At 70.3% G+C, this 24,026-nt stretch carries 27 protein-coding genes; 15 read left to right on the top strand and 12 right to left on the bottom strand.

The genetic code is table 11. The features are described 5' to 3' along the window. Nucleotides 1-13: 13 nt before the first annotated feature. The gene (locus Dfulv_RS39650) at nt 14-1,012 is read right to left on the bottom strand and encodes an aldo/keto reductase family protein (RefSeq protein WP_259858944.1); all 999 of its coding nucleotides are present in this window, start codon (nt 1,010-1,012) and stop codon (nt 14-16) included. A gap of 23 nt (nt 1,013-1,035) precedes the next feature. Further along, nucleotides 1,036-2,514 (bottom strand): WG repeat-containing protein, encoded by a 1,479-nt coding sequence (locus tag Dfulv_RS39645; RefSeq protein WP_259858942.1) that lies wholly within the window; start codon nt 2,512-2,514, stop codon nt 1,036-1,038. Between the two features lie 570 nt (nt 2,515-3,084). On the opposite strand from Dfulv_RS39645, the gene Dfulv_RS39640 reads away from it, so the two are divergent. After that, complete coding sequence (locus Dfulv_RS39640; protein ID WP_259858941.1) at nt 3,085-4,170, top strand: hypothetical protein; 1,086 nt, start codon at nt 3,085-3,087, stop codon at nt 4,168-4,170. Here Dfulv_RS39640 and Dfulv_RS39635 read toward each other — a convergent pair. From Dfulv_RS39635 to nadA, 3 genes are all read right to left on the bottom strand, one after another. Further along, on the bottom strand, nt 4,148-4,774 hold the full coding sequence (locus tag Dfulv_RS39635) for a DUF3043 domain-containing protein (protein ID WP_259858940.1): 627 nt from the start codon (nt 4,772-4,774) through the stop codon (nt 4,148-4,150). The two genes, Dfulv_RS39640 and Dfulv_RS39635, sit on opposite strands and share 23 nt — an antisense overlap. 93 nt (nt 4,775-4,867) lie before the next feature. Beyond that, a complete protein-coding gene (gene murA, locus Dfulv_RS39630; RefSeq protein WP_259858939.1) occupies nt 4,868-6,211 on the bottom strand; it encodes a UDP-N-acetylglucosamine 1-carboxyvinyltransferase in 1,344 nt (447 codons plus the stop codon). Between the two features lie 268 nt (nt 6,212-6,479). Then, nucleotides 6,480-7,643 (bottom strand): quinolinate synthase NadA, encoded by a 1,164-nt coding sequence (gene nadA, locus Dfulv_RS39625; RefSeq protein ID WP_259858938.1) that lies wholly within the window; start codon nt 7,641-7,643, stop codon nt 6,480-6,482. A 56-nt stretch (nt 7,644-7,699) separates the two neighbouring features. On the opposite strand from nadA, the gene Dfulv_RS39620 reads away from it, so the two are divergent. From Dfulv_RS39620 to Dfulv_RS39585, 8 genes are all read left to right on the top strand, one after another. Continuing rightward, nucleotides 7,700-8,818: a glycerate kinase family protein gene (locus tag Dfulv_RS39620; RefSeq protein WP_259858937.1), complete on the top strand. Its 1,119-nt coding sequence runs from the start codon at nt 7,700-7,702 to the stop codon at nt 8,816-8,818. Nucleotides 8,819-8,911: 93 nt separating this feature from the next. Further along, a complete protein-coding gene (locus Dfulv_RS39615) occupies nt 8,912-9,280 on the top strand; it encodes a HesB/IscA family protein (RefSeq protein ID WP_259858936.1) in 369 nt (122 codons plus the stop codon). A 130-nt stretch (nt 9,281-9,410) separates the two neighbouring features. Next, a complete protein-coding gene (locus Dfulv_RS39610) occupies nt 9,411-10,391 on the top strand; it encodes a carbohydrate kinase family protein (protein ID WP_259858935.1) in 981 nt (326 codons plus the stop codon). A gap of 54 nt (nt 10,392-10,445) precedes the next feature. Next, complete coding sequence (locus tag Dfulv_RS39605; RefSeq protein ID WP_259858934.1) at nt 10,446-10,844, top strand: TlpA family protein disulfide reductase; 399 nt, start codon at nt 10,446-10,448, stop codon at nt 10,842-10,844. A 26-nt stretch (nt 10,845-10,870) separates the two neighbouring features. Continuing rightward, nucleotides 10,871-11,278: a DUF4395 domain-containing protein gene (locus Dfulv_RS39600; RefSeq protein ID WP_259858933.1), complete on the top strand. Its 408-nt coding sequence runs from the start codon at nt 10,871-10,873 to the stop codon at nt 11,276-11,278. A gap of 372 nt (nt 11,279-11,650) precedes the next feature. Next, nucleotides 11,651-11,887, top strand: coding sequence for a hypothetical protein (locus Dfulv_RS39595; protein WP_259858932.1), 237 nt, complete (start codon nt 11,651-11,653; stop codon nt 11,885-11,887). 23 nt (nt 11,888-11,910) lie between these two features. After that, on the top strand, nt 11,911-12,171 hold the full coding sequence (locus Dfulv_RS39590; RefSeq protein WP_259858931.1) for a DUF397 domain-containing protein: 261 nt from the start codon (nt 11,911-11,913) through the stop codon (nt 12,169-12,171). Between the two features lie 50 nt (nt 12,172-12,221). Further along, nucleotides 12,222-13,022, top strand: a complete 801-nt coding sequence (locus tag Dfulv_RS39585) for a helix-turn-helix domain-containing protein (protein ID WP_259858930.1) — start codon at nt 12,222-12,224, stop codon at nt 13,020-13,022. Between the two features lie 30 nt (nt 13,023-13,052). Here Dfulv_RS39585 and Dfulv_RS39580 read toward each other — a convergent pair whose 3' ends face one another. Then, nucleotides 13,053-13,208 carry a sulfurtransferase TusA family protein gene (locus Dfulv_RS39580; RefSeq protein ID WP_259869124.1) on the bottom strand — a complete coding sequence of 52 codons (156 nt, stop codon included), beginning with the start codon at nt 13,206-13,208 and terminating at the stop codon, nt 13,053-13,055. Nucleotides 13,209-13,255: 47 nt separating this feature from the next. Then, a complete protein-coding gene (locus Dfulv_RS39575) occupies nt 13,256-14,344 on the bottom strand; it encodes a cysteine desulfurase family protein (RefSeq protein ID WP_406567867.1) in 1,089 nt (362 codons plus the stop codon). A gap of 158 nt (nt 14,345-14,502) precedes the next feature. Here Dfulv_RS39575 and ctaC point away from each other — a divergent pair, with 158 nt between their 5' ends. After that, entirely contained in the window at nt 14,503-15,381 is an 879-nt protein-coding gene (gene ctaC / locus Dfulv_RS39570) for an aa3-type cytochrome oxidase subunit II (RefSeq protein ID WP_406567866.1), read from the top strand. Between the two features lie 16 nt (nt 15,382-15,397). Continuing rightward, complete coding sequence (gene ctaF / locus Dfulv_RS39565) at nt 15,398-15,841, top strand: cytochrome c oxidase subunit 4 (protein WP_259858928.1); 444 nt, start codon at nt 15,398-15,400, stop codon at nt 15,839-15,841. Between the two features lie 187 nt (nt 15,842-16,028). Here ctaF and Dfulv_RS39560 read toward each other — a convergent pair whose 3' ends face one another. From Dfulv_RS39560 to Dfulv_RS39540, 5 genes are all read right to left on the bottom strand, one after another. After that, nucleotides 16,029-16,211 carry a hypothetical protein gene (locus Dfulv_RS39560; RefSeq protein ID WP_259858927.1) on the bottom strand — a complete coding sequence of 61 codons (183 nt, stop codon included), beginning with the start codon at nt 16,209-16,211 and terminating at the stop codon, nt 16,029-16,031. Nucleotides 16,212-16,269: 58 nt separating this feature from the next. Beyond that, nucleotides 16,270-16,992, bottom strand: coding sequence for a hypothetical protein (locus Dfulv_RS39555; protein WP_259858926.1), 723 nt, complete (start codon nt 16,990-16,992; stop codon nt 16,270-16,272). A gap of 61 nt (nt 16,993-17,053) precedes the next feature. Next, on the bottom strand, nt 17,054-18,100 hold the full coding sequence (trpD, locus tag Dfulv_RS39550; protein WP_259858925.1) for an anthranilate phosphoribosyltransferase: 1,047 nt from the start codon (nt 18,098-18,100) through the stop codon (nt 17,054-17,056). Nucleotides 18,101-18,127: 27 nt separating this feature from the next. Beyond that, a complete protein-coding gene (locus Dfulv_RS39545) occupies nt 18,128-18,523 on the bottom strand; it encodes a response regulator (RefSeq protein WP_259858924.1) in 396 nt (131 codons plus the stop codon). Further along, entirely contained in the window at nt 18,520-19,446 is a 927-nt protein-coding gene (locus Dfulv_RS39540) for a cytochrome c oxidase assembly protein (protein WP_406568046.1), read from the bottom strand. Before Dfulv_RS39540 ends, Dfulv_RS39545 begins: the two co-directional genes overlap by 4 nt. Nucleotides 19,447-19,575: 129 nt before the next feature. On the opposite strand from Dfulv_RS39540, the gene ctaE reads away from it, so the two are divergent. The 4 genes from ctaE to qcrB all read left to right on the top strand — a co-directional run bounded on the left by ctaE (nt 19,576) and on the right by qcrB (nt 23,852). Further along, a complete protein-coding gene (gene ctaE / locus Dfulv_RS39535; protein ID WP_259858922.1) occupies nt 19,576-20,178 on the top strand; it encodes an aa3-type cytochrome oxidase subunit III in 603 nt (200 codons plus the stop codon). A gap of 76 nt (nt 20,179-20,254) precedes the next feature. Next, nucleotides 20,255-21,121 carry a cytochrome bc1 complex diheme cytochrome c subunit gene (qcrC, locus tag Dfulv_RS39530; protein WP_259858921.1) on the top strand — a complete coding sequence of 289 codons (867 nt, stop codon included), beginning with the start codon at nt 20,255-20,257 and terminating at the stop codon, nt 21,119-21,121. After that, entirely contained in the window at nt 21,118-22,221 is a 1,104-nt protein-coding gene (gene qcrA, locus Dfulv_RS39525) for a cytochrome bc1 complex Rieske iron-sulfur subunit (RefSeq protein ID WP_259858920.1), read from the top strand. Before qcrC ends, qcrA begins: the two co-directional genes overlap by 4 nt. Beyond that, nucleotides 22,218-23,852 (top strand): cytochrome bc1 complex cytochrome b subunit, encoded by a 1,635-nt coding sequence (qcrB, locus tag Dfulv_RS39520; protein ID WP_259858919.1) that lies wholly within the window; start codon nt 22,218-22,220, stop codon nt 23,850-23,852. The genes qcrA and qcrB overlap by 4 nt, the downstream gene beginning before the upstream one ends. The last annotated feature ends 174 nt before the right edge of the window (nt 23,853-24,026 follow it).

Raw genomic sequence — 24,026 nt, 5'->3', positions numbered from 1 at the left:
CCTTCCACCAGCGTTACGGCCGCTGCGCCGGGCTCGTGGTGAGTGCCGGGTCGCTCACCACGACCGGGGCCAGCGCCTCGTCGATCCGCTTCATCAGCTCGGCGTCGAGCTTCACGCCGGACGCCTTCACGTTGTCCTGCAGCTGCTCGGGGCGCGTCGCGCCGACGATCGCCGACGACACGTTGGGGTTCTGCAGCACCCACGCCACGCCGAGCTGGGCCATCGTCAGACCGGCCTGCTCCGCGAGGGGCTTCAGCTGCTGTACCGCGGTGAGCACCTCGTCGCTCAGCAGCCGCGCGATGAAGTTGGCGCCCGACTTCTCGTCCGTCGCGCGGGAACCCGCCGGCGGCGGCTGGCCCGGCAGATACTTGCCGGTCAGCACACCCTGGGCGAGCGGCGACCAGACGATCTGGCCGATGCCGAGCTCCTCCGACGCGGGCACGACCTCGGCCTCGATGACCCGGTAGAGCGCCGAGTACTGCGGCTGGTTGGAGACCAGCTGGATCTTCAGCTCACGGGCCAGCGCGTGGGCCGCGCGGATCTCCTCCGCCTTCCACTCGGACACGCCGATGTAGTGCGCCTTGCCGCTGTGCACGACGTCGGCGAACGCCTCCATCGTCTCCTCGAGCGGGGTGGCGTAGTCGTACCGGTGGGCCTGGTAGAGGTCGACGTAGTCGGTCTGCAGGCGGCGCAGCGACCCGTTGATCGACTCCATGATGTGCTTGCGGGACAGGCCGCGGTCGTTGCGGCCCGGGCCGGTCGGCCAGAACACCTTGGTGAAGATCTCCAGGCCCTCGCGGCGTTGCCCCTTCAGGGCCTCGCCGAGCACCACCTCGGCCTTGGTGCCGGCGTAGACGTCGGCGGTGTCGAACGTGGTGATCCCGAGGTCGAGGGCCGCGTGCACGCAGGCGGTGGCCTGGTCGGCCTCGACCTGCGAACCGTGGGTGATCCAGTTGCCGTAGGAGATCTCGCTGACGAGCAGTCCGGAACGGCCGAGGTGTCGATATTCCATGGCCCAGACCCTATCGCCGCTCCTTACATCACCGGGCGGGTGTCGGCCAACAGCCGGTCGATCTCGTCGGTGACCCCGGTGCGGCTGGAGAACGTCGCCTCGATGACCGTCCGTCCCCGCCGGTCCAGCGCACCCCAGCGCTGGGCGTCGTCGGCGATCAGGAACGCCACCGGGTGGATCATCAGCGTGTGATGGATCGGCGGTACGAGCACCCGCCCGGACCGGTCGACCACACCCTTCCGGCCGTCCAGCGACACGACGGCGAGACCTTCGTCACTGAAGCCGTCGATGTATCTGCCGTCGAGCAGCGCGGTCGCGAAGCCGTCGTACTGGAACGAGACAACGACCCGCCCGACCCCGTCCACGGCACCCCAGTGCGGGCCGCGCCGCACCGCCGCGACGCCCCGGCGGAACGGCCGCACGTCGTCGTAGCCGGTCGAGATCAGGACCGTGTTGGTCTTGTCGATGGCGATCCACCGGGTCGTACCGTCGCGTGACACCCAGGCGATGCCGTCGGAGAAGCTGCCGACGCCGATGTAGCCGGCGGGCGGCTCGATGAGCACCCGGCCGGTGTCGTCGATCAGCTCCCAGTTCTCCGACCCCTGCCGCTGCACCCAGGCGACGCCGTCGCGGAACGGCTGCACGTCGAGGTACCCGGGGCCGATGACGAAGTTACCGTCGGGCTCGATGTAGCCCCACCGCTGGGTCTGCTCGTCGAACGCGGGGGAGGGTGGCTTGCGGATCTGGAGGATCTCCTCGCGGGCCCGCGGGTACGGGCCCCAGCCCTTCTCGGCGACCCGCCGGAACACCGCGTCGAGTGCCAGCTCGGTCTGCGCGATGAGCTCCGGGTCCTCCTCCTTGCGCAGGTCGAGGGCCCGCTCGAAGTGGTTGCACGCCTCCATGTAGCGGCCCTGGTCGTACGCGCATTTGCCGGCGTGCTGGTGCATCGTGGCGCGCAGCCGGTCGGGCAGCTCGGACGAGTTCGCCAGCGTGAACAGCCGGTCGGCCTCCTCGAACTCCTCCCGCCACTGCAGCACGTGCGCGAGCCGGGCCTGGGCGATCGCGATCCGCCGCAGCTCGCCGGTCGCCTCGGCGTGCGCGAGCGCGAGCTTGCCGTCGGCGAACGCCTTGGGGAGATCGTTGAGGATCCGCGAGACGACGGCGCGCAGGCTGAGCAGCCGGGCGCGGGTCGGGTTGTCGGCGACGCCGTTGAGCTTGGCGGTCAGCTGGTCGCGGACCTCGTTGAGGTTGTCGATCTCCTCGCCCTCGATCTGCTCGCGGAGGGTGTCGGGGTCGAAGCGCCAGACGTACGAGGCCAGAATCTGCTCCGGGTCGGGTCCGGCCGGCTCGGCTGCGCGGGGCCCGGGCGGCGACTGCGGTGCGATCGCGGCCAGCTCGGGCGGGAACCCGTCGGCGCCGGGCCGGACGATCGGCAGGTATCCGGTCGCCTGGAGCCCGTCGATGCCCGCACCGGTGAGCGCCGCCGAGCGGTAGTTCCCCATGGCTGTGCCCTGCGCGACGGCTGACGTGTCCGCCGCGGCGGACAGGAGCTCGGCGGGCGCATGATCACCGGGCGCGGGGCCGGCGGGTGCGGCGGAGACCGGGACGGATGAGACCGGCGCCGCGGAGACCGGCGCGGCGGAGACCGGCGCGGCGGAGACCGGCGCGGCGGAGACCGGGACGGATGAGACTGGCGCGGCGGAGACCGGCGCCGCGGAAACCGGGGCGGACGAGACTGGCGCGGACGAGACTGGCGCCGCGGAGACCGGCGCCGCGGAGACGGGCGCTGACGACACAGGCGCTGCCGAGACGGGGGCTGCCGACACAGGCGCGGACGACACAGGCGCGGACGACACAGGTGCGGACGAGACGGGTGCGGCGGAGACAGGGGCTTCCGCGGGCGTGGTGGGCTCGGCCGGCCGGTTCGGGCGCCAGGTGCTGAACGGTTCCGCCGCAGGTGCGCTGCTCACGGGGGCTTCCGCCGGGGTCGCGGGCGCGGCCGGCCGGGTCGGACCCCAGGTGTTGAGCGCCGGGTCGGCAACCTGCTGGCCGCCCCGCGCTTCGACGGGTGGTTGACCGCCGCGCGGGTCGCCGAAGGGCTGGTCACCGCGTCCGTCGCCGTGCGGTTGACCGCCGCGTGGGTTGCGGAAGGGCTGGTCACCGCGTCCGTCGCCATATGGCTGGCCACCACGCGGGTCGCCGTAGGACTGGCCACCACGCGGGTCGCCGTAGGACTGGCCACCACGCGGGTCGCCGTGGGGCTGGCCACCGCGTGGGCCGCCGTACGGCTGGCCGCCGCGTCCGCCGTGGACGGCCGGATCGGTCTGGCCGGGGGCGCCGCGGCCGCCGTGGACGGCGGGGCTGCCGTATGTCGCCGGGCCATGGCCGGGCGACAGATCGCCGTGGCCGGCCGGGCCACTGTGGACGTTCGGATTGCGGCCGGGCGGCGGCGCGCCAACGGAGGCGCGGCCCGCCGGTCGTGCCTGGGGCGGCGGAGGGCTGCCGGCGGCGCCACGCATGGCGCGCGGCACCCGGGGCACCTCGTCGGTCGGGCCGTCCAGGGCGCGGCTCTGCGGGCGGCCGTAGGCGGCACCCTGCGGCGGGCGGCCGCCCTGTGGGTGACCCTGCTGGGGGCGATCCTGCTGAGGGTGGCCCTGCTGAGGGTGGCCCTGCGCCGGATAGCCGCCCTGCCGAGCAGGACCGCCCTGCGGGTAGCCCTGCTGAGGACCGCCGTAACCGGGACGGCCCTGCTCCTCGTGACCGCGCTGATACGGCGCGCGACGGCCGCCCTGCAGGTGGTCCTGCGGCGGGTGCTGCTCGCCGTGCGGATGGGGCTGCTGTGGCCCGCGGGGCCGTCGGCCGGCGGACGGATCCGGCTCGTCGCGACGTTGTTCCGGGATGCGGTTCCACGACACGGTAGGCATGGCCGCCCAGGTGGGCGCGGCGGTTCCCGGCTCTGCTCCCGGGTACTCGTCGCTCACAGCTTCGCTCTCCTCGCCCCACTCCGGCACCCATCATGCACCGGCGCTCGCCGCGAGCGCGCTCGATGCACCGTGGACCGGTCGCGAAGGGAGGGTACGGCCTCCGACCCTCCCGACGCCACCGTCGCGGGGCGTGGCGCCGCCGAATCGTGTCTCAGATGGCGGCGCCGACCTTGACCTGAGGCTTGGGGTTGCGGATGAAGCGGAAGGAGATGGCCCGCATGATCGCGTAGAAGTACAGCCGGCCGAGCTTTTCGTTGGTGTCCGGGAACCGCTCCTTGACCAGCCGCTTCACGGTGCGGGAGATCAGGAGGCTGTCGATCGCGGTGGCGATGAACATGACGCCGAAGAGCGCGTTGGCCGCGAAGTAGATGCTCGGGTTGAGGTTGCGGTTGAAGCCCACGAGCATCACGAGGAAGGTGGTGCCGAAGAACCAGGTGCCGATCGTGCGCCGGGAGTCGACGATGTCGCGCACGAGCCGCCGGACCGGGCCCTTGTCGCGGGGCAGCAGATAGCGCTCGTCGCCGTTGGCCATGCCCTCGCGCGCCTCGACTCGCTCGGCACGCATCCGCTCGCGCATGCGCTTGGCCGCCTCGCGCCGGTTGGCCGCGGGCGGCTCGACGACCCGGCGACCGGCGACGATCCGCTTCGGGGTGACCTTGCCGAGCTCGCGCTTCGACGGGGTGTGTCCCTTCGAAGCGGCATCGGGCTCGGTGTCCTCGACATCGGGCACGGCAACGGTGTCGGGGTCTTCCGACTTTCGGCGAAACAGCGACGGCACGCCGTGAAGGGTAGCCCACGCGGGGCAGGAACAGCAGCGCAGCCCGCCCGCAGCGGCGCCGCCGATCGACGGCGGCGCCGCTGCGGGCGGGTGTCAGCCGAGCTCGACGTGGGCGCCGAGGCCGTTGAGCTTGCCCTCGAAGTCCTCGTAGCCGCGCTGGATGAGCTTCACGCCGTAGACCCGGGAGGTGCCCTCGGCGGCGAGCGCCGCGATCAGGTGGCTGAACCCGGCCCGCAGGTCGGGGATCACCAGGTCGGCGGCGTGCAGCTTCGACGGGCCGGCGATCACGGCGGAATGCATGAAGTTGCGCCGGCCGAAGCGACAGGGGGTGCCGCCCAGGCACTCACGGTACGTCTGGATGGTGGCGCCCATCTGGTTGAGCGCGGCGGTGTAGCCGAGCCGCCGCTCGTAGACCGTCTCGTGGACGATCGACAGGCCGCGGGCCTGGGTCAGCGCCACGACCATCGGCTGCTGCCAGTCGGTCATGAAGCCGGGGTGCACGTCGGTCTCCATGGCGACGGCGTTGAGCTCGCCGCCCGGGTGCCAGAAGCGGATGCCGCCCTCGCCCGGCGTGTCGTCGATCTCGAACGCGCCGCCGACCGAGGTGAACAGGTTGAGGAACGTCATCATGTCGGCCTGCCGGGCGCCCTTGACGAACACGTCGCCCCGGGTCGCGAGAGCCGCGGCGGCCCAGCTCGCCGCCTCGATCCGGTCGGGGATCGGGCGGTGGTTGTAGCCCGTCAGGCGGGGCACGCCCTGGATCTCGATGACCCGGTCGGTGTGCACCTTGATGATCGCGCCCATCTTCTGCAGCACGCAGATCAGGTCGATGATCTCCGGCTCGACGGCCGCGTTGCGCAGCTCGGTGACGCCCTCGGCCCGCACCGCCGTCAGGAGGATCTGCTCGGTGGCACCCACGCTGGGGTAGGGCAGCTCCAGTTTGGCCCCGTGCAGCCCGTCGGGGGCGGTGATGTCCATGCCCTTCTCGGACTTGTCCACCACGGCGCCGAACTCGCGCAGCGCCTGGATGTGGAAGTCGATCGGCCGGCCGCCGATGTTGCAGCCGCCCAGGTCGGGGATGAACGCGTGGCCGAGCCGGTGCAGCAGCGGGCCGCAGAACAGGATCGGGATGCGGCTGGAGCCGGCGTGGACGTTGATCTCGTCGACGTTGGCCGACTCGACGTTGGACGGGTCGAAGACGAGCTCGCCGTCGAGGGCGCCGCGGGTGACCCGCACGCCGTGGAGCTCGAGCAGGCCGGTGACCACCTCGACGTCGCGGATCGCGGGGACGTCGTAGAGCCGGCTCGGCGTCTCGCCGAGCAGCGCGGCGACCATCGCCTTGGAGACGAGGTTCTTGGCACCGCGCACGCGCAGCTCACCGTTCAGCGGCGTGCCGCCGTGGACGGTGAGGACATCGCCGGCGTCGTAGTTGGTCACGGAACCCCTCCTGCAGGCAGGAACGTAGGAAGCTGATGCTGACGCAGCGTGAAGCTGAAGCGCTGGACGCACTGCATCGCCCGCGCAGCATATCCACATGTACTGCATGGCGAAGCGCTCCGCACGCCGCAGATGGCACGAAGACAGGACTCCGACAGGGATCACCACACAGGGTGACGGAGCGTCTCCTCAAGGCAGTGTGGTCCGCAAAGTGAACCGCCCGCGAAAGCGACGAGGCTCACGCGGGCGGATCACGACGTGACGGTGCTTACGGCAGGGCGAGCATCCGGTCGAGCGCCACCCGCGCGTGGTGGGCGGTCTCCGCGTCGACCGTGATCTGGTTCGGCACCCGGCCGGCGACGAGCTCCTCGAGCGCCCACACCAGGTGGGGCAGGTCGATGCGGTTCATCGTCGAGCAGTAGCAGATGTTGCGGTCCAGGAACATGATCTGCTTGTCGGGGTGGGCGTTCGCCAGGCGGCGGACCAGGTTGAGCTCGGTGCCGACGGCCCACGCGCTGCCGGCCGGGGCCGCCTCGATCGTCTTGATGATGTACTCCGTGGAGCCCACGTAGTCGGCGGCCGTGACGACCTCGTGTTTGCACTCGGGGTGGACCAGCACGTTGACTCCGGGCACCCGTTCGCGCACGTCGTGGACGCTGTCGAGGGTGAACCGGCCGTGGACCGAGCAGTGCCCGCGCCAGAGGATCATCTTCGCCCCGCGCAGCTGCTCGTCGGTGAGGCCGCCGCCCGGCTTGTGCGGGTCGTAGAGCACACAGTCGTCGAGCGACATGCCCATCTTGAGCACCGCGGTGTTGCGCCCGAGGTGCTGGTCGGGCAGGAAGAAGACCTTGGTGCCCTGCTCGAACGACCAGCGCAGGGCGGTCTCCGCGTTGGACGAGGTGCAGACCACACCGTTGTTGCGCCCGACGAAGCCCTTGATGTCGGCGGACGAGTTCATGTAGGTCACCGGCACGATCTCGCCGGCGATCCCGAGCTCCGCGAACCGGTCCCAGGCCTTCTCCACCTGGACCAGGGCGGCCATGTCGGCCATGGAGCAGCCGGCGGCCAGGTCGGGCAGCACGACCCGCTGGCTGTCGGAGGTCAGGATGTCGGCGCTCTCGGCCATGAAGTGCACGCCGCAGAACACGATGTATTCGGCGTCGGGCCGGGCGGCGGCCTCGCGTGCGAGCTTGAAGGAGTCGCCGGTCACGTCGGCGAACTGGATGACCTCGTCGCGCTGGTAGTGGTGGCCCAGCACGAAGACGCGGTCACCGAGGGCGGCCTTGGCGCGCGCGGCGCGCTCGACCAGGCCGGGGTCGCTCGGTGCGGGCAGGTCGCCGGGGCACTCGACACCCTTCTCGGTGTCGGGGTCGGCGCCGCGGCCGAGCAGCAGCAACGCGGTGGCGGTTGGCGAAGGTTCGACCCAGGTCACCCCTCGATCGTCCCATGCCCGGTCACGGCGAGGAGTGTGACGTGCACAATGGCCGGATGCGCGTCCTGGTCTGTCCCGACAAATTCGCCGGCACCATTTCAGCCGTCTCGGCCGCGGAGGCTTTCGCCGAGGGGTGGCGCGCCGTGAAGCCGGACGATTCGGTGGTACTGCGGCCGCTGTCGGACGGCGGGCCGGGGTTTCTGGCGGTGCTCGCCGCCGCATCGCCGTCGGCCAAGCTGCTCACCGTCCCGACGACCGACCCGCTGGGCCGGCCGGTCGAGGGCCACGTGCTGCTCGACGACGACACCGCCTACGTGGAGAGCGCGGAGGCGTGCGGCCTGCACCTGCTCGCCCCGGGCGAACGTGATCCGAAACACACCACAAGCTTCGGCCTGGGCACGCTGCTGCTCGCGGCGGTGGAGGCCGGCGCGCGCACCGTCGTGGTCGGTCTCGGCGGCAGCGGTACGAACGACGCCGGCGCCGGCCTGCTGGCCGCACTCGGCGCGGCGCCGCTGGACGGGACCGGCTACGCCCTGCCCTACGGCGGTGCGGCGCTTGCCGCCTGCGCGTCGCTGGGCGGCGTGCCCCGGCTGCGTGACGCCGTGCTGGTCGCCGCGACCGACGTCGACAACCCGCTGCTCGGCCTGCACGGCGCCAGCGCCGTCTTCGGCCCGCAGAAGGGCGCCGGCAGGGAGGACGTGTTCCTGCTCGACGGCGCGCTGAGCCGCTTCGCGGGTGTGCTGGCCACGCTGCCGACCGCCCCCGAGGGCCTCGCCGACCTGCCCGGCGCGGGTGCGGCCGGCGGGCTGGGCGCCGCGCTGCTGGCGATGGGCGGGCGGATCGAGTCGGGCATCGGGCTGGTCCGGCAGCTCACCCGCCTGGACGGGGAACTGGATGAGGCCGGCCTGGTCGTCACCGGCGAGGGCTCGTTCGACGAGCAGTCGCTGCGCGGGAAGGTCGTGGCGGGTGTGGCGAACGCCGCACGTGACCGCGGCGTGCCCTGCGTGGTCGTCGCCGGCCGGATCGCCGCGGGCCGCCGGGAGGCCGCCTCGATCGGCGTCACCGAGGCCCACTCGCTGGTCGAGCACTTCCAGAGCGTCGAGGAAGCGCTCTCCCGCCCGGCGGACGGCCTGCGTGCACTCGGAGGACGCCTGGCCAGGCAGTGGAGCCACTAGCAGAAACCGTGTCACTATGAGAAGGGAATGCCATCGGGAGTCGCGGTGTTGGCACCGGTGGAACTGTAGACATCACCGCAGGGAGCTTTGATCGTGACCGCTTCGCAGCTTGCCGAGCCCGCTCAGACGGACAACCCGGCCGGCATCGGCCTCACCACGGATGCCGCCCTCAAGGTGAAGGGCCTGCTCGAGCAGGAGGGCCGCGACGACCTCCGGCTGCGCGTCGCGGTGCAGCCCGGCGGTTGTTCCGGCCTGCGCTACCAGCTGTTCTTCGACGAGCGTTCGCTCGACGGGGACAAGGTCAGCACCTACGACGGCTTCGAGGTCGTCGTCGACCGCATGAGCGTGCCCTACCTCACCGGTGCGACGATCGACTTCGCCGACCGCATCGACGCCCAGGGCTTCACCATCGACAACCCCAACGCGCAGGGCTCGTGCGCCTGCGGCGACTCGTTCCACTAGAACTGGGAATTCGACCAGAACTCATCACGTGAGCCGCTCCCCGGGATGAACGGGGGGCGGCTTTTGTGTGTCGGGGATCGGTAGGCTGTCTGGGCTGTCGTTCCTGTCGCCCCGACTCCCAGAGGTTTTCATGAAGATCGTCGTCACCGGCTCGATCGCGACCGATCACCTGATGCACTTCCCGGGCCGCTTCGCCGAGCAGCTCCTGGCCGACCAGCTGCACAAGGTGTCACTGTCGTTCCTGGTCGACGACCTCACCGTCCGACGGGGCGGCGTTGCTGGAAACATCGCCTTCGGCATGGGTCTGCTGGGCCTGCGCCCGATCCTGGTCGGCGCGGTCGGCGCGGACTTCAGCGACTACCGCAGCTGGCTGACCCGGCACGGGGTCGACTGCGACTCGGTCTACGTGAGCGAGATCGCCCACACCGCCCGGTTCGTGTGCACCACCGACGACGACATGAACCAGATCGCCTCCTTCTACGCGGGCGCCATGTCCGAGTCCCGCAACATCGAGTTGCACCCCGTCCACGAGCGGGCCGGCGGCATCGACCTGCTGCTGGTCAGCGCCAACGACCCGGTCGCCATGGTCCGGCACACCGAGGAGGCCCGTGAGCTGGGCATCCCGTTCGCCGCCGACTTCTCCCAGCAGATCGCCCGCATGTCCGGCGAGGAGATCCGCAAGCTCGTCGGCGGCGCGGCCTACCTGCTCACCAACGACTACGAGAAGGAGCTGCTCGAGTCGAAGGCCGGTCTCACCACCGAGACGCTGCTCGACCAGGTCGGCATCCTGGTCACCACGCTGGGCAAGGACGGCGTCGTCATCCGGGGCCGGGAGATCGACGGCGAGATCACCGTGCCGGTGATCAAGGGTGTCCAGGCCTACGACCCGACCGGCGTCGGCGACGGCTTCCGCGCCGGCTTCTTCGCCGCCCTGTCGTGGGGCCTGAGCCTGGAGCGGGCCGCCCAGGTCGGCTCGATGATCGCGGCGCTCGTCCTGGAGACGGTCGGCCCCCAGGAGTATTCCGTCGTGGCCGACGAGTTCACCAAGCGCATCGCCGAGTCGTACGGTGACCTGGCCGCCGAGGAGATCCGGGCCCACCTGCCCGCCTGACGACCGGCTCACTATCCCTACCGGCTTGGTAGGGATCGGAGTATCGTAGCCGCCGTGACGATCGTGGTCCTGGCGGTGCTCGCCGCGGCGACCGTGGCCGGGCTCGTTTACCGGGCCCGCTACGGCCGCCTGCGTGCGGCCCAGGGCGACCTGCCGCCGGGCCTGCTCCCGCCGGCCCGCGACACGGTCACCCTGTTGCAGTTCTCGTCCGCGACCTGCGCGCCCTGCCGCCGGGTCCGGGCGGTGTGCGCCGACCTCGCCGGTGGCCTCGACGGTGTCCGGCACGTCGAGCTCGATGCCGACGAGCACCTCGACGCAGTCCGTGAGCTGGGCATCTGGCGCCTGCCGACCCTCCTCGTCGTCGACCGGTCCGGCCGTGTCGCCACGCGCACGGTCGGCGTGCCCGACCAGGCGGCCCTGCGGGCCACGGTGACGGAGGTGCTGGCGACATGACCGGTCCGCAGCGGAGCGGAGGACACATGACGCTCGACCCACGAGGACCCCGTTTCTCGGCGGCCCTGACCACGATCGTCTTCGTGATCGTGCTGCTGACCGGCAGCGGCTGGCTGGCGTTGGCGCAGGCGGTGGTGTTCGCCGTCGGTGCGTACGACCCCCGCCTGACGCCCTACGGCCTGCTCTACCGCTACCTGATCGCGCCGCGGCTGGCCCCGCCGGCCGAGCGCGAGGACGGCGCCCCGGTCCGTTTCGCGCAGGCGGTCGGGCTCATCTTCGCCCTGCTCACGGTGGCCGGCTACCTGTCCGGCCTGACCGTCCTCGGCATCGTCGGCGCCTTGTTCGCCCTGGTCGCGGCCTTCCTCAACGCGGTCTTCGGTCTGTGCCTGGGCTGCGAGGCATACCTGCTGCTGCGCCGCCTGCGCGCCGCCTGACCTCGCGCCGCCCGGCCACAGCGGCAACCGGCATTGGCTCGGTGGGTTGCCACCGCCGGCCACCAGCGCTGCGGGTTTGCATGGCGGGCCGAGACACCGGCCCAGGTCAAGCGCGCCATTTGATCGGATTTGCCGCCACTGATCCTCGGCGGGTCTGTCCGGCATTGTCCGGTCGTTGTCGTCCCTTGTCCGGCATTGCACGCCGGCGGTCGGGCTTGGGCGCCGGGTGTCCAGGCCGGCTCGGCTGCCGTCCGGCCCCGACGGACCTGTGGCCGACCTTGCCGTGATCTTTTGGGACCGGCCGCGAGCCGCCGCCCTACTGGTCCCATCGCCACCCGGCGGCCGGGTGGTCGAGCGACCGGAGGAGGACGCGTGCTGCTGCTGCTGTGCTACCTGATGCCCGTGGACCTGGCGGGCATTCTCGAATCCGCCACCGCGGTGCTGAAGTTCGCGGGTGCGCTGCTGACCAATGTTGCGGAACGCCTCATACCTTCAGGTAAATGTGCTCGTACGATGCGCTTGCCGTGGTTGAGGCGGACAATCGGCGTACCGTACCGTAGTTTCCGCATTGAGGAATATCTACACTTGACCAACGCTGACCGTTCTTGATCGCGGATGGTTGTGTTGGCCGCATGGCGAACCGGGCGACGACGGCGTGGCCATATGAGGGAGACGTGGTGACGGTTGAGCCGCCGGAACGCAACTGGCACAAGAGTTCGAGAAGCAACTCCGGCAACTGTGTCGAGGTTGCGATCGACGGCGCATCTGTGCTGGTGCGCGACTCCAAGGACATCGACGGTCCGGTGCTGCGGTTCGGCGCTGATGAATGGATCAGATTCCTGACCGGGTTGGGGCACGGCATTGTCGCGGAGCCGGCGGGGGAGTCGCACTGAACTCGCCGGTCATTGCGGACGAGTCCGGTCGAGCCTTCCTGGACATTGACGTGAACCAAAGAGCGCTGGACGCTGCGGAATCCAAGGAAGAATTCGCCGAGCTCCTGGACCGCCTGCACGTGTTCATCGGCAGGCCTTCGTACCGCACATTGTCGGCTCGCTCGGCAAACGGCACTTCGATTGCTCGGACCACGATCTCGGAATGGCTGCGCGGCAAGCGCTTCCCCTCGATGGAGGGACTGCGCGCGCTGCTGGCGGTGTGCGAGGTCCGTCCGCCGTTCGATGAGCCGTGGCTCAAGGCTTGGCGCCAAGTGGCCTCGATCGAGAAGCGTGAGACTCAGCGGCGTCGGCGGACCGAGGTAGCGGAGTTGAAGGCCGAAGTGGGCGCCGCGGTGGCCGCGCACCGCAAGACGCTTGTTGAGGTGTACGAGTTCGCGACTGCTCTGGTCGACGCGGACTCGGCTGTCGGGGTGCGCCTGCACCAGTTGGTCCACGACATCTGTGACCGGCGCTTCGGCGCAGAAGATCAGTCCACGCTCGCCGCGGCCGAAGGCCTGGCGAGGGCGCTGGTGCGTGACGACCGGACGTCGGCCGCGGTGGAACTTCTCCGAAGCTGTCTGGAGGCCAGGAGCCGTATCTTCGGCCCGACCGACCCCACCACCCTGGTCACCCAAAGCCTGCTGGCCGACGCCTGTTGCGTGGTCGGCGATCTGGCCGAAGCGCACCGGCTGCATGCAGATGTGCTCTTCAACCGTCGCCGGATTCTCGGCGAGGACCACCCGGACACGGGCGCCTCCAGAGAACGGCTGGCAGCGGTCGTCGATATGCAGCGGGTCGGCCGGATCGGTTGATCCATATCGTTTCACGGAGTCCAGCGCCGTTCAGAGCCTGACGGTGTGGCTGTCGCCCTCGGTCGAGACGAACGTGTGGCCGCGCATGCGGCACCACGCCGGGATGTCGACGGCCGCCGCCGGGTCGTCGGCCAGCACCTCGATCACTGTGCCGGGTGGCTGTCCGCCGGCCAGCTTCGCCAGCATGATGACCGGCAGCGGGCAGCGCTTGCCGCGTGCGTCGACGACGAGGCTCACAGGCCCGCCACCCCCGCCTCCGCCCGCGCCGATCCGACGACCGACGGCAGCACGGCCAGGAACCGGCGCACGTCCTCGGCCGACACGTCGCGGTGCAGGGACACCCGGACGTTGCCGTGGGTGAGGACGCCCATCGCGGCCAGCACGTGCGAGGGCAGCAGCGTGTCGGCGGTGCACGCCGAGCCCGACGACACGGCGAAGCCGGCCCGGTCGAGGGCGTGCAGCAGCACCTCGCCGTCGACGTAGAGACAGGAGAACGTGACGATGTGCGGCAGCCGCTCGTCCGGCTCGCCGACCACCTCCACGTCGGGCACGGTCGACGCCACGGTCCGGCGGATCTCGTCGACCAGGGCGCTCTGCCGGGCCGACTCGACCGCCGCCTCGTCGACGACCGCGCGCAGCGACGCGGCCGCGGCCACGATCGCCGGCACGTCGACAGGGCCCTCCCACGCCGGCTCCCAGCGTGTGCCCTTGCGCACGGCGAGCACACCGACGCCGGCCGGCCCGCCCCATTTGCGGGCGCTGCCGGCCAGGAGGGACCAGCCCGTGGGCAGCGCCATACGGCCGATCGACTGGGCGGCGTCGACCAGCAGCGGCACCCCCGCCTCGGCGCACAGTTCGGCGGCGGCCTCGACGGGCTGGACCGTCCCAACCTCATGATTCGCGCTCTGGACCGCCGCCATGGCCACTTCCGGCGGATTCACCGCAACTCGCAGGGCGTCGAGGTCGACGCGTCCGGTCACCGACACCGGCACGCTGACGGCGTCGTCGCCGGCGGCCTTGATGAGGGCGGAGTGCTCCACGGCGGAGTGCACGACGAGCCGCCGCCCGCGGGCCCGGCGGGTGCCGGTGACGGCGTGCCGCACCGCGTCGGCGCCGCCGGCCGTGAAATGCAGCTCATCAGGGCGCACGGCCAGCGTCGCGGCGGTCGCCTCCCGGGCGGCGTCGAGCAGTTGCCGTGCCCGCCGGGCCTGGGTGTAGAGCTTGCCCGGATCGGCCCATCCCTCGTCCACCGCGGCCAGAAACGCTTGCCGCGCAACGGGATGCAGGGGTGTGGCGGTGGCCGAGTCGAAGTAGACGCCCACGCGCGCAACGGTATCGCGAGCCGGACACGGCCACCCCAAGCCGGGCGGACCGTGCATGGTCGAGTACGCTCGCCAGCGTTGGTGAGGCTTGCCGTGCGAAGCTACCGGAAGAAGCTACCGGGACCCGCTGCACGGCGCTGCTAAGGAGGCAGGAGCAGGTGGTCTCAAGAGGTTTGAGCCCCGCGCGCGCCATCGGGCTCGCCGTCTCGGCCGTCGGGGTGACGACCCTGCTCGCCGGTTGCTCCATCGAGGACACGTTCCACGGGTTCGGATGGCCGAAGGGCATCACCGAGCAGGGTGACCGGATGTATGACCTGTGGATCGGGTCGGTCGTCGCGGCGCTCGCCGTCGGCGTCTTCGTCTGGGGCCTGATCTTCTGGTGCGTGGTGCGCTACCGGAAGCGGGGCGACGAGCTCCCGCCGCAGACGCGCTACAACATGCCGTTCGAGATCCTCTACACGGTGGCGCCGTTCGTGGTCATCGCCGTGTTGTTCTTCTACACCGCGATCATCCAGACCGACGTCGACCGGCTGTCGAAGAACCCGGACGTCAGCGTCGAGGTGATCGCCTCGAAGTGGAACTGGCAGTTCGTCTACAGCGACAGCAAGGGGCCGGCCGGCAACCCGGTCACCGAGGTCGGCGCCGACGACTACATCCCGATCCTGGTGCTGCCGGCGGGCAAGTCGGTGCAGTTCAGGGAGAACTCGAAGGACGTCATCCACTCGTTCTGGGTGCCGGACATCCTGTTCAAGCGGGACGTCATCCCCGGTGTGGAGAACAAGTTCGAGATCCGGCTCAAGGACAACGCGGAGGGCGCGTACGTCGGCCGGTGCGCGGAGCTGTGCGGCACGTATCACTCGATGATGAACTTCGAGATGCGGGTCGTCACGCCGGCGCAGTACCAGCAGTACCTGGACCTGCGCACGGCCGGTCGGAGCACGCCCGAGGCGCTCGCGCAGCTGGGCTTCCCGAACAACGGCTACGCGACGACGACCCACCCGTTCGACACCGACCGCACCAAGCGGTCCTCGAGCTGAGAAAGGGCGAACGGCGATGAAGTCTGAAGGGCGTCTTTTCTTCGTCCTCGCGTTGTTCCTGTTCGCGATGGCGGCCCTTTACGCTTGGTGGACCGACGTGGCGTCGCCCGAGCAGGCCGGGCACCGCGGCATCGAGTGGATCGGCGTCGTCGCGCTGATCCTGTCGGGCCTGCTGCTGACGATGGTCGGCAGCGCGCTGTGGATGATCTCGCGGCGCATCGAGCCGCGTCCGGAGGACCGGGCCGATGCGGAGATCGCCGAGGGCGCTGGTGACCTGGGCTTCTTCAGCCCGGGCAGCTACTGGCCGTTCGGCCTGGCGTTCTCCGCGATGATCGCGAGCCTGGGCCTCGGCTTCAACCAGTGGTGGCTGGTGGCGGTCGGCCTGGTGGCGGTGCTGGTCGCCACGAGCGGCCTGATGTTCGAGTACTACACCGGTTCCCGCCGCAGCGCCGAGCACTGAGGGCGCCGCGCAGACCGCGTGACCTGGAAAAGGGGGCCTCTCGGGGCCCCCTTTTCCCATGTTCACATCGACCGGTGCGGGCCGCCTTGGCGGCGGCGAGCTCGCCGCGTTCCTTGAGGTCGGCGGCGCGCTGCAACTGCCGGGGTGCTTTGCGCTGAGCGGTACTGGCCGGTGGCTGAGCGGGCGTTCAGGCCGCTCGGCGCAGGAGCACCCGGGGGCGCCGGTCCATCAGCAGGATCACCGGCGCGACCAGGGTCGCCTCGCCGCACGCCGTGCAGGCCCAGTCCGGGCACGTCGCGCGGGGGTGGTCGGTGCAGGCGGGCTTCTCGAAGAGCCGCAGCCGGGCGCAGGTGTCGCAGTGGAGCTCCATGACTGTCACCGTGCCACCGCCGTCTCCGGCGCGGAGGATTTGCCGACGGCGTGTCGTGTCACGGTTTGACCGTCGTTTTCGGCGGCACGAAGGCCTCGGCGGTCACGCTCGGGGTTGTGTACTCCAGGACGAGCCGGGTGGCCTTCCCGGCGTCCGTCGTGCCCTCGAAGTAGGCGAGCAGGCCCGCCGGGTTGATGCAGGCGGTCTCGGTGCGCAGCCCGGTCGCCGACACCGACACGCACTGGGCGTCGCCGCGCTTCGAGGTGTCGGTCCGCACCCCCTCGCCGTTCGCGATGGTCGCCAGCCGCCCCAGTGCCGCCTCGGGGGCCAGGAATTCACCCCCGAAAGCCTCGCTGATCGCCTTTGCCTGCGAGGGGGACATGGTGTCCACCCCCGGCCCTTCCTGGCAGCTCACGGACGGTTGAGCGGCCTTCTTGCCCTTGGCGGGCGACGGGGCCGGTGCCGCGTGGCACAGAAACGTGCCGTCGGGAGTCGCGATGTACGTCACCCCGCCGCCCCGGTACGCCCGGCGGGGTGACGACTGGGACACGATCACGATCGCGCCGGAGGCGGTGGTGTACTGCATCGTGGCGTCCGACTCCAGCCCCAGCACCAGCCGGGAGGCGAGCTGGTCGACCAGTTCGAGCGCCGGGTTGGCCGGCTGGGCCTGGTGCTTCGGCGGCGTGTCGCACGACTTCGCCATCATGCCGGCGAAGCCGAGCGTCAGCGCGCCGGCGACGATCGCGGAGAGCAGCGCCTTCTTGGAGTTGTTGCGCGGCATTTCGGACACGCTGAACCAACGGCGTTGGGGCGCCGGTGGTTATGCGGTCCGCGGTGCCGCGCTACGCGGCCTTGAAGGCGGCCCAGCGCTCGACCACGGCCGTGGCCGCGCCGGAGTCGACGGCCGCGGCGGCCTTCTCGACGCCGGCGCGCAGCTGGTCGTGCAGGCCGTCCAGCGAAAACCCCGCGCGGGCGGCGATGGCCGCGCCCGCGTTGAGCAGCACCGCGTCGCGCACCGGCCCGCGCTCGCCGGCGAACATCCGCCGGGCCACGTCGGCGTTGTGTGCCGCGTCGCCGCCGCGCAGGTCGCCGGGTGCGGAGCGGGGCAGGCCGAGGTCTACGGCATCGATCACGGTCTCGGTGACCGTGTTGCCGGTCACGGCCCAGACGCGCGACGGTGCCGCCGTCGTGAACTCGTCGAGGCCGTCCTCGCCGCGCACGAGGAGCACCGAGAAGCCGCGCTCGGCCAGTACACCCGCCATCACCGGAGCCATGCGGGGGTCGAAGCAGCCGATCGTGGCCGCGCTGGGCTGCGCCGGGTTGGTCAGCGGGCCCAGGAAGTTGAACACCGTCGGCACGCCCATCTCACGGCGCGGCACGCCGGCGTGCCGCATGCCCGGGTGGAACCGGGCGGCGAAACAGAAGCCGATGCCCACCTCGGTGACGCACCGGGCGACGTCCTCCGGGCCCAGGTCGATCGTGACGCCGAGGCTCTCCAGCACGTCGGCGGCGCCGGCCGAGGAGGAGGCGGCCCGGTTGCCGTGCTTGACGACCGGCACGCCGGCAGCGGCGGTCACCACGGCCGCCATCGTCGAGATGTTGACCGTGTTGGCCCGGTCGCCACCGGTGCCGACGATGTCCACGGCGGCGTGCCGCTGCTCGTCGGACAACGGCACCCGCGGCGCGTTGGCCAGCATCAGGTCCGCGCACCCGGCCACCTCGGCGGGGGTCTCACCCTTGGCCCGCAGCGCGATCACGAAGGCCGCCGTCTGCACGGGGGTGGACTCACCGGCCATGATCTCGCTCATCGCCCACCGCGTGTCCTCGGCGGACAGGTCCTCGCCGCGGAGCAGGGCGCTGAGCAGCTGTGGCCAGGTGCGGTCGCCCATGGCGGCCTCCAGTGAGGGGGAGAGGGTCTACTGGCGGATGGCGGGGTATGCGCGGAGCAGGCCGGCGACGGTCTCGCCGGTGGTCACGGGGTCCAGCGGATACATGATCGTGCCCTCGACGCGGGCGTAGGACGCCAGCCAGCGGTCGGCCGCACGGGCGATCGCCAGCACGACCGGCGGCGCGTCCGCGATCTCGTCCTTGAGCTGCCGGGCGATGCCCAGGCCGCCGCCGGGGGTGGCCTCACCGTCGAGCACCAGCAGGTCGATGTCGGTGTCGTCGACCAGCTTGACGACCTCGGCGTAGGTGGAGGCGTCGACGAACTTCACCGACAGGTCGACCGCCGGGCGGGTGCCGATGGCCAGCCGCATCCGGTCGCGGACCTCGGGATCGTCGCTGTACAGCAGGACGGTGTGCTGGGTCATGTGCGCGCTGCTCCTCGTGTGGCGGGTGCCTCCGGGATCGTACCGTCCGCCGTAATCGGGATTCCGGTGCGGGCGGACCACTCCGCCTCCTCACGCCGCTGCTGCTCCTCGCGGTCGAGCCGCCGGTCGACGCGCTTCGCCTCGCGGTCGGACTGGCGCATCCACTGCACGACCAGGACCGCGAGCATGGTCACGGAGACGATCTCGCCGCCGGCCCACAGGATGCCGCCGGCCACGACCTGGTCGCCGGCCGGGTCGGTCCAGCTCAGGTTCAGCGACGGGTACCAGTCGCCGCCGAGCAGGTCCTTGCTCTGCATGATCGTCAGGCCGAGCACCGTGTGGAACGGCGTCGACAGGAACATCAGCAGCGCACGGGCCGGGTACGGCCACCGGCCGGGCAGCGGGTCGAGGCCGATCAGCGGCCAGAAGAACAGGCAGCCGACGGCGATGAAGTGCGCGTGGGTCAGCTCGTGGATCCACGTGTGGCGCATGGTCAGCTCGTACAGGTTCGTGAAATAGAGCACGAACGGCGTGACCACGAACATGCCGAACGCCACCAGGGGGAAGGCCATCACGCGCGCCACGCGTGAGTGCACGACGGCCAGCAGCGTCCGGCGGCCGCGTCCGGGCAGGGTGCGCAGGGCCAGCGTGACCGGCGCGCCCAGGGCCAGGAAGATCGGCGCGATCATGGACAGCATCATGTGCTGGATCATGTGGACCGACAGCAGCGTCGTGTCGTATCGCTCGATGCCGGTCATGGTGACCGCGGCGATGGATCCGAGGCCCGGGAAAAGGAAGAGCGCGGTCCGTGCCACCGGCCACGTGTCGCCGCGTTTGCGCAGCTTGAGCACCCCGGCGAGGTAGAGGCCGGCGGCGGTGAGGAGTGCCAGCGTCAGCCACGAGACATGGAACGATCCGAGGATCGTCGACGCCGACGGAGGGCCTGGTTCAGCAGCGTGGAGCACGTCTCCAGACTATGCCGACGCACGAATCGTCCGTGTCTGGTGGACCCCGTGCACGAGTGGTGATGATCGGGGGGCAATAATGGCGGCGTGACTGCGGCCCCAGCGATTGCCAAGAGCCAGATCCATTCACTGACCAGGCCCAACATGGTCAGTGTCGGAACGATCGTGTGGCTCTCTAGCGAACTGATGTTCTTCGCGGCGCTGTTTGCGATGTACTTCTCCATCCGCGCCGCCGCGCCGGAGCTCTGGGAGAAGCACACCGAGGCGCTGAACATCCCCTATGCCCTGACGTTCACGATCATCCTCGTGCTCTCGTCCATCACCTGCCAGATCGGCGTGTTCCGCGCCGAGCGCGGTGACGTGCACGGCCTGCGGCGGTGGTTCGCGCTGACCTTCGTCATGGGCCTGATCTTCGTCCTCGGCCAGGTCAACGAGTACCGGACCCTGGTGACGCACGATGGCATCAAGATCAACAGCGACGGCTACGGGTCGATGTTCTACCTGACGACGGGCTTCCACGGCCTGCACGTCGCCGGCGGTCTGATCGCCTTCATCATCTACCTCATCCGCACGACCATGGGCCGGTTCACACCCGCCCAGGCGACCGCGGCGATCGTCGTGTCGTACTACTGGCACTTCGTCGACGTGGTCTGGATCGCACTGTTCGCGATGATCTACTTCCTGCAGTAGAGGCTCGGGCCGCGCGTCACGCTTCCGGGACCACCACTTCTGAGACGACATAGGTGATGACGACAAAGGTGAGGCCATGACTTCTGAGCAGAGCAAGCGGCCGCTTGCCCGGCTGGTGCCGGGTGGCGCGCGCGCGGCGAGGAGCAAGCTGCGCCGGCGGTTGTCGGCGGCCGTGCGCCTGGTCGCCGCGCTCACCCTCGTCGGCGGCCTCTACAGCGCATACGCCCCAGGCGTCGGCCGGGCCGAGGAGCAGCCGGCGCTGTCGGAGTCGGCGGCCCGGGGCAAGGCGATCTACGAACAGAGCTGCATCACCTGCCACGGCCGCAACGCGCAGGGTGTGCAGGACCGCGGCCCGAGCCTGATCGGCGTCGGTTCCGCCGCGGTCGAGTTCCAGGTCAACACCGGCCGCATGCCGCTGGCCCGCCAGGAGGCGCAGGCCGAGCGCAAGCAGCCGCAGTTCACCGAGCAGGAGGCGGCCGACCTCGGCGCCTACATCCAGGAGCTCGGTGGCGGCCCGCAGCTGCCGGACGCCCGCAGCCTCGACGAGGATGTGAAGAAGGCCACCGCGGACAGCAAGACCCTCGCCCACGGCGGTGAGCTCTACCGGGTCAACTGCTCGTCCTGCCACGCGTTCTCCACCGGCGGCGGCGCGCTCTCGTCGGGCAAGTTCGCCCCGACGCTGCAGCACTCGACCAACCGGGACATCTACGCGGCGATGCTCACCGGCCCGCAGAACATGCCGGTGTTCGGCAACAACCAGCTGAGCCCCGACGACAAGGCCGCGATCATCGCGTACATCCAGGACGTGAACAAGAACGAGGCGGCCACCCCGGGTGGCTGGGGCATCGGTCGTTACGGCCCCGTTACCGAGGGACTCGTCATCTTCCTCGTCGGTATCGCGGCGCTCGTGTTCGCCACGCTGTGGATTGCAGGGAAGTCATGAGCACCCAAACTTCTCACTCTGCTACTGGGGAAGAGTTCGACGCGAGCGACCCGTCCCTGACCCGGTTCGACCTGGTCAGGGAGGGCGCCCGCCGGGACGGTGTGGAGATCGTCCACTACGCGCCGCGGTTCCCGGTCCCGGGCACCCGCGCGGAGCGGCGCATCGAGCGCCTCCTGGCGTTCCTGTTCCTGCTCACCGGCCTGATGGCGACCGCGTTTGTGGTCGCGTACATCGCCTGGCCGTGGCGGTACGGGCACGGCGACTCGACGTATCGCGCGCTCTACCCGTACTACACCCCGGTCCTCGGCGCCACGCTCGGCGTGGCCCTGCTGACGCTCGGACTCGGCATCATCGTCTGGGCGAAGAAGCTCCTCCCCGAGGAGGTCTCGGTCCAGGAGCGCCACGACGGCCCGTCCGACGCGGTCGAGCAGAAGCTCACCGCCGCGACGATCATCAACATGGGCGACGAGCTGGGCCTCAAGCGGCGCAAGTTCGTCGGCCTGGCGTTCCTCGCCGGTGCGGCGCCGCTCGGCGCGGTCGCCGGCGGTCTGCTGGTCGGCTCGTTGATCAAGGCGCCGACGCAGAACGGTGAGAACGTCTTCTTCACCACCGGCTTCGACCCGAAGAACAACGACGGCAAGCCGGTCCGGCTGACGCACGAGGACGGCACCCCGATCCGCCCGGCCGACGTCAGCGTCGGCGGCCAGATCACCGTCTACCCGGGCATCCCGCACGGCGCCTCCAACAAGTGGGCCGACTCGCCGACGCTGCTCATCCACCTCCGCGAAGCGGACGCCGCCGCGACGCTGGCGAACGCCAAGGAGGTCAACAAGGGCTCGCAGTGGGAGAACTTCGTCGCCTACTCGAAGATCTGCACCCACGCCGGCTGCCCGGCGAGCCTCTACGAGCAGCAGACCAACCGCCTGCTGTGCCCGTGTCACCAGTCGCAGTTCCAGATCACCGACAACGCGCGACCGATCTTCGGCCCGGCCAGCCGGGCATTGCCTCAGCTGCCCATCACCGTGGACGATGAGGGTTACTTCGTGGCGACCTCGGACTACAAAGTTGCGGTCGGACCGGCATTTTGGGAGCGGCCATGAAACGGCGGAAGATCGACCTTCGGGCCATGCCGGCCAACTCCGCGAAGGCCCTTGACGAGCGGTTCCAGGCGTCGACCCCGCTGCGCCGCCTGCTCAACAAGGTCTTCCCGGACCACTGGTCGTTCCTGCTGGGTGAGATCGCGCTCTACTCGTTCATCGTCCTGCTGCTCAGCGGCATCTTCCTGGCGTTGTTCTTCGACCCGTCGCTGAAGGAGACCGTCTACAACGGCAGCTACACGCCGTTGCGCGGCGTGGAGATGTCCAACGCGTACAACACCGCGCTGCACATCTCGTTCGACGTCCGCGGTGGTCTGTTCATGCGGCAGATGCACCACTGGGCGGCCCTGCTGTTCATGGCCGCGATCGTGGTGCACATGTTCCGGGTGTTCTTCACCGGCGCGTTCCGCAAGCCGCGTGAGGCCAACTGGATCGTCGGTGTGCTGCTGTTCTGGATGGGCTTCCTCGAGGGCTTCGGCGGTTACTCGCTGCCCGACGACGCGCTGTCCGGCACCGGCCTGCGGATCGCGAGCGCCATCATGCTGTCGATCCCGGTCGTCGGCACCTGGGTGACCACCTCGCTCTTCGGCGGGGAGTTCCCGGGTGAGGTGATCCTGGACCGGCTCTACATCGTGCACGTGCTGCTCGTCCCCGCCGCGCTGCTCGCGCTCATCAGCGTCCACATGGGCCTGCTGGTGAAGCAGAAGCACACGCAGTGGCCCGGCCCCGGCCGGACCAACAACAACGTGGTCGGCGTGCGCATGTTCCCGGGCTTCGCGGCCAAGGCCGGCGGCTTCTTCATGATCGTGTTCGCGATGATCGCCTTGCTGGCGGGTCTGTTCCAGATCAACCCGATCTGGCTGTTCGGCCCCTACAAGGCCGCGGTCGTCTCGGCGGCGAGCCAGCCCGACTGGTACGTCATGTTCCTCGACGGCTCGACCCGCCTCTTCCCGGCCTGGGAGATCAGGTTCGACTTCTTCTACGGTGACGGCTACACCATCCCGGCGATCTTCTGGCCAACGGTGGTGCTGCCCGGCATCCTGACGATGTTGCCGATCTTCTATCCGTTCATCGAGGCGAGATTCTCGAAGGACCGGGCGATCCACAACCTGCTCGAGCGCCCGCGGGACAACCCGTTCCGCACGGCCCTCGGCGCGATGGCGATCGCGTTCTACGTGGTCCTGCTGGTCTCGGGCGGCAACGACGTCCTCGCCGACAAGTTCCACATCAGCCTCAACGCGATGACGTGGGCGGGCCGCATCGGCATCCTGGTGCTGCCGCCGCTGGCCTACTACGTGGCGTACCGGGTCGCACTCGGCCTCCAGCAGCACGACCGTGAGGTGCTGGCCCACGGCGTGGAGACGGGCATCATCCGCCGTATGCCGGACGGCCGTTTCGTCGAGATCCACCAGCCGCTGCCGCTGCCGTCGGGCAACGGCCACGGCGAGGACGGCCACCACGGCCTGGAATACGGGGGCTGGGTCGTCCCGAAGAAGATGAACCGCCTGGGTGCCCTGGCCCCGACGGTGAAGGGCTTCTTCTACCCGATCGAGAAGCCGGCCCCGGCGCCGAGGCCCGCCAAGCGGCAGGTCGAGGAGCCGTCGGACCGCGAGGAGATCACGACGGGTCACTAGACCCATGTGTTGCAGAGGCCCCCGGGGTGAACCCCGGGGGCCTCTTCGTGTCATCCGGGCCGTGGGCCCAGCGCAACCATGATCGAGGGAACTCCTGGTCGCTGGGACAGCCGAATGGTTCCCTCGATCATGAGCTGGGCCGTGCGGCGGGTCTCGTCGGCCGCGACCGGGCCG

Source organism: Dactylosporangium fulvum, from assembly GCF_025137375.1.
GTDB lineage: Bacteria > Actinomycetota > Actinomycetes > Mycobacteriales > Micromonosporaceae > Dactylosporangium > Dactylosporangium fulvum.
Note: the sequence above shows the minus strand (reverse complement) of the source record. Positions and strands in the feature narration are given on the sequence as shown.